This window comes from Moorena sp. SIO3B2, assembly GCF_010692525.1.
GTDB classification, from domain to species: domain Bacteria; phylum Cyanobacteriota; class Cyanobacteriia; order Cyanobacteriales; family Coleofasciculaceae; genus Moorena; species Moorena producens.
On the sequence record NZ_JAAHHE010000414.1, the window covers coordinates 1 to 4,907 of the forward strand.

The 4,907-nt window shown below is 43.8% G+C and carries 5 protein-coding genes; 1 reads left to right on the top strand and 4 read right to left on the bottom strand.

Annotated elements, in window-relative coordinates; translation table 11 throughout:
* Positions 1-180: 180 nt before the first annotated feature.
* The 4 genes from F6K38_RS34940 to F6K38_RS34955 form a co-directional block, all read right to left on the bottom strand.
* A complete protein-coding gene (locus F6K38_RS34940) occupies positions 181-525 on the bottom strand; it encodes a CU044_2847 family protein (RefSeq protein ID WP_287295488.1) in 345 nt (114 codons plus the stop codon).
* A 199-nt stretch (positions 526-724) separates the two neighbouring features.
* Complete coding sequence (locus tag F6K38_RS34945; protein WP_287252417.1) at positions 725-1,201, bottom strand: DUF4112 domain-containing protein; 477 nt, start codon at positions 1,199-1,201, stop codon at positions 725-727.
* A gap of 93 nt (positions 1,202-1,294) precedes the next feature.
* Complete coding sequence (iscB, locus tag F6K38_RS34950; protein ID WP_071102596.1) at positions 1,295-2,590, bottom strand: RNA-guided endonuclease IscB; 1,296 nt, start codon at positions 2,588-2,590, stop codon at positions 1,295-1,297.
* Between the two features lie 394 nt (positions 2,591-2,984).
* The gene (locus tag F6K38_RS34955; protein WP_044495393.1) at positions 2,985-3,944 is read right to left on the bottom strand and encodes a YihY/virulence factor BrkB family protein; all 960 of its coding nucleotides are present in this window, start codon (positions 3,942-3,944) and stop codon (positions 2,985-2,987) included.
* Between the two features lie 195 nt (positions 3,945-4,139).
* Here F6K38_RS34955 and F6K38_RS34960 point away from each other — a divergent pair, with 195 nt between their 5' ends.
* Positions 4,140-4,676 (top strand): hypothetical protein, encoded by a 537-nt coding sequence (locus F6K38_RS34960; RefSeq protein WP_008189846.1) that lies wholly within the window; start codon positions 4,140-4,142, stop codon positions 4,674-4,676.
* Positions 4,677-4,907 lie beyond the last annotated feature (231 nt).

A 4,907-nucleotide genomic window follows, 5' to 3' on the forward strand; every position in this document is an offset into this window, starting at 1 on the left:
TCTCCTTCAGGTGAGCTCTGTGTCCTGCTATCAATTAACAATGCCTCTGCCACGACATGAGCACAGGTTAACGCATAGTGTTCGGATACCAGAAAGCCAATACCAACTACTTGGTCTTGATAAAAGATCCTAATAATTGAACTCTTATGGACATTAAAATCCATTTATTTAATTCATCCTCTACTTGCTCTGATTCTTATTATTACTCCATTTTAAAGTAATTTCATAGCTCACTTCGCCACCCACAGAGGCAAAGACGGCTCCCGCATCTGCCGTCAATTTCAAACCAAATTTTACCTCCACTTCATCAGCAGGTTGGTTGAGGTCACGCAATTTGGTGATCACCGCAGAAGCCACCGGTTTGATTTGATCTAGAGCTTCTTCAAAGGTCTGCCGTGCCTTGAGGACTTTTTTTCCCGATCCCAGGGAGACTCGCTCAATACCACGGCTTTCTGGTTCTTCCACTTCTACCAGAAATGTAGTTCCATCCGCTAGAGAAAATTGCGCTAATTTTTTTTCTTCCATTGTTTGTGTCTTTTTACTCCCATTCACCAATTCCAGACAGGGTGAATCTTATTTTAGCTGTTTGAGCCGTGGCTGGAATAGGCATCTTAGTAGAACTGGCATCTTGCCAGTTTCATTTCCCACCCTGTGGAACTGGCATCTTGCCAGTTTCATGTCCCACCCTACACAAGTCCCATTCACAAATGCCAGACATTGTTGCTCAGCTAGTTATAGCCGTGATCACCCACGCTACGATCGCAAGACTAATTCCAACCGCAACTACCAACACTACAGCCAACCCTGCCAACAGTAAGATAAGAAACAACCAATCGGATTTTTGTGGTGGTGATGATGATACATTTAATTCTTTCTCTAACAGCTCAACATTTTTGACATTTGCCTTCCAGGCCGCATCCACCAGATCCCCTAACACCGGTACAGACCCAGTAACTGTCTCAAGAAGGATATTCAGCACCATCTCCACCAAGGTAGATCTAGACACTCCCAGTCGTGCTGCTTCTACGACAATGTATGATGAAATGATAGTTCCCACAAAATCACCACCCCCTGGTAACAGACCAATGATGGGATCTAAACCAATCCGATAACCTGTTCCTGGGATAGGAATAGCATTGTCCAGTAGGTAGCTTACCCGACGTACACGCCTTAAGGTAGATGTTTTGCGATCATTCCTCATCTTTCCGCCTCCCTGGAGACCCCCGCTATACCTGAAAGGTTAGCAAAAGGACGTGGCATATAAACACCTGGGGAAACCCCAGGTGACAGGCACTCAGGAAAGGGAGGACAGGGTATTAATTTGATATGAATATCCATCCTTTTTGTGAATTGGTGTACAGTACTTGTAACTGATTCCTTGAATCAATCCGTTGGCAGTCGAAATGTTAAACGAGCCAGTTTTACGAGTGGCGACACGTCCAACATAAGTTCCGATCTTTTTGCCTTTAGTAACAATTGCTTTGACAATATCTCCGGTCTGGAAACCTTTGTGGATCTTAGTTCTTGAACAATAACGCTTCGGAAACCCAAATTTATCTGTTCGACAGATTTGGCGAGTTCCATGACCTTTGGCCATAATTAATAAAAATTGGCAATTTTCGACATAAATGGCTTCAACCTTCCCCACACAAGCGGCATCAAGCCAATGTGTTTTAACTAGGTTAAACCGACGTCGATTATATTTAGTCTGGCCTCCCGAACCCGTTTCTACTGGCAATCCAGTAGACTTGAGTTCTTTGTACAGCTTCCAGCGAGTCGAATTGACCGCAGCGGTATCAGCTAATGATCGTTTAGATTGAGACAGGACTCGCTTCAATACATCAGGCTTCCTTGATAAGAATTGTTTGATATCCTGGTTTCCTTTGGCTTGGTTACAATCGTGACAAGCTATTGCCAGGTTACTAACCCTATCGGAACCACCATTAGATCTTGGTTTAATATGTTCGACTTCTAGCCTGGTATCTGTTGCACCACAGTAGGCGCATTTACGGTTCCATTTTTCAAGCAAGTACTCTCGAATTTCGTAGCCGTACAAAGTGCCTTGTTGATACTCAGTACCGGAGATTTCTGGGTTTTCCATTTTTTGAGTGTCGAACCGTACCAATTCTTGAGAAATACCCGTCATGGGACAAAACCGAATTAGCTTTTTAACCCAAGTCAGGATATTATGAACTCTAGACATTAAACTGGGTGCTAGCCACTCCAAAGGACGTTTCCGATTAAGAAAACGAGGTTTTCTATAGCGAGTTTTGCGGTTACGGCGAGAACGTCTTAATTGCCGTCTTGAGGTTAAAGCGTCTCGAATTTTAAATCCACGATGCATTATTTCAGCACCCCAGATAACAGTGTTGTCTTGTAGAATTGCTAAGCCTGTTGTTTTTGCGCCTGGGTCAATTTTTAACTGGTGATTATGAGTCGTACAGTTTCCTACCTCCAAATCTTTTAGGATAATTGTAAATGGATACCTTCTAAACACTTTGGCTCTACCTTGCTTGAGCAATAGTCTGGCTCTAGCCGGACGGCAAGGGTCTAATGGTTTAAAGTCTTTGTCAAGTACAAATACACGCATAATTGTGTTTTCTCCTATTGCTAGGGTGAGTTCGCTTAGCCAATGTTTTTTGAGTTTGTCTTGTTAATAGCACTGTCTTAACCCGTTTATGACTGTTTAACTATTAACCACAGAGCAGAAGACTAGCGACGCATCTAAAGGTGTGATAGCTCAAAAAACGTAGACTCAATAGTCTTAGGCTGGTCACGTCATGGACTTTTTCAAGCCCCCGTTATAGCCGTTAGGCGTGGGCGGTGGGTTCGTGACGGGCTTAAATAGGTTGTTTGGTTGAAGGTTGAAGGCAGAATGTAGAATGTAGAAGGCAGAAGGCAGAAGGCAGAATGGTGAGTTCTAAATTCTCAATTCTAAATTCTCAATTCTAAATTCTCAATTCTCAAAAGTGTTTCAGCTCATATCATGTTTTTTTTGCCTTGGCTAATTTTCTTGGTCTAGGTCTCCGATGGGATGCTTGCATTGCTTCTCCTACTATCACATTCAATTGATCCCCTAATAACAGTAGCAGAGAAGTCATGTAAAGCCAAAGCTGTAAGATAATCACGGCTGTTACGGTACCATAGACTTTGTTGTAATTGCTGAAATTGGCAGTAACGTAGTGCCGAAACAAGCCTGAAGCCACTGCCCAGGAAATGGCTGCTAAAACTGCTCCTGGCAATATCGGTGTGCCTAGCTGCCAACGGCTTGGTCCGTAGCGATAGATAAAGGCAAAGGATGCTGCCACCATACTCAGGGCTACGGGCCAGGTCAACAGACTCCAGAGTGTCAACAAGATGGAAGCTCCACTCGTATCAACGACTGTTTTTAGCACCCAGTGACTGATAAATACCAAAAAAGATGCAATCACTAGCAGTATGATACTACCAATGGTTAAGCCTAGAGAAATCAACTTAGCTTTCCAAAACGGTCGTTGTTGCTCTCGGGGGATGTGGTGGATGTGATCAAGGGCATTCATCGCTGCACTCAGTGCCCCAGAAGATACCCAAATGGCTATGATAAAACTCAGGGAAAATAGACTGCTATTGGTGCTGAGGTGAATCTGCTCGGTAAATTCCTGAATTGGCTGCACCGCCTGAGCCGGACCTACTTCCTTCATCATTTTCAGAGCTTGATTCTGTGCCACTTCACTCAGCTCGGGAGGGTGGTGGTACCAGGTTAATTGTAAGGAATATTCAAACAAGCCAATCGCTGTCAGAATTGCTAAAATTGCTGGAAAAAGCGCTAACATGGCGTTATATGCCATTTCAGCAGATAGACCCATTAAGCGACGTTCCATCGCACGCTTGAAAGTCTTCCTGAGGGTTACCAGATTCAGGTAACCAAAGAAACGGAAGAAACGAAAAAAACGCTTAGATAGCATAGGTTCTGATGTGAGCAGGGGCTTGCTACAAATTAATTTGCCAATTTTACCCGTAGTTTGCCCATTACTAGTGTTCAGTAGTTCAATTGACACACTTTAATATTTTATTGACAGTTTACCGTTAACCCGACCCCCTCAACCATAATTAAATTTGATTAAATTTGATTAGTGCTATAGCCGATGGAGTAGTTGTTGATGAGCAACAATGGGTCGCTTACCGAATGGTTAGCCCAAATCAAGGAACTGAAGCAGCAGCTGGCCGATAGCATTAAAGAGTGCCAGGCTGCGGATAAAAGTGCAGCTCATTGGCGTCAGTTATATAATACTGAAGCTCAGCAACGGCGTATCGAAAGCCAACTTGCTCAAGAGCAAATCGAAACTCTCAAGGCTCAACTGCAACAATTACAACAAGACGGATTTCAACTCAAATCAGATCAACTGGAGACGGTTTCGAGTATTGAGCAGAATGTGGAACAACTGCAAACGGTCGAGGAATTAAGGGCAACCCTTAAGTCAGTCATGGCAGAACGCGATCGCTTAATCGATGCCTTAAAGACTGAGCAAGCCAACCATGCTCAAACCCGGGAAAACTTAACGGTTGTGATTAGTGATACTGTTGAGCAACTGGCTAAGGAAAGAAAGAGTAAACCGTCCCAGGTAGAGGAGGTTACCGTCAGCGAGTATTCCCCATCTCCCGATCTTCCCAGCTTCGACAATGAAGATAGTTGGTAAGTATATGCGCTACTTGAGGTGCTACTTGAGGTGCGGTCAGCGGTCAGCGGTCAGCTTCGTGACTTCACTCAGATCAAAAAATGGTTACCTCTTTCATTCACAAACTGATAGCTGATAGCTGATAGCTGATAGCTGATAGCTGATAGCTGATAGCTGATAGCTGATAGCTGATAGCTGATAGCTGATAGCTGATAGCTGATAGCTGATAGCTGATAGCTGATAGCTGATAGC

What these genes read in the sequence shown, in the direction of transcription:
- F6K38_RS34945 (WP_287252417.1), bottom strand. Translation starts at nt 1,201, where the DNA reads ATGAGGAATGATCGCAAAACATCTACCTTAAGGCGTGTACGTCGGGTA.
- iscB (WP_071102596.1), bottom strand. Translation starts at nt 2,590, where the DNA reads ATGCGTGTATTTGTACTTGACAAAGACTTTAAACCATTAGACCCTTGC.
- F6K38_RS34940 (WP_287295488.1), bottom strand. Translation starts at nt 525, where the DNA reads ATGGAAGAAAAAAAATTAGCGCAATTTTCTCTAGCGGATGGAACTACA.
- F6K38_RS34955 (WP_044495393.1), bottom strand. Translation starts at nt 3,944, where the DNA reads ATGCTATCTAAGCGTTTTTTTCGTTTCTTCCGTTTCTTTGGTTACCTG.
- F6K38_RS34960 (WP_008189846.1), top strand. Translation starts at nt 4,140, where the DNA reads ATGAGCAACAATGGGTCGCTTACCGAATGGTTAGCCCAAATCAAGGAA.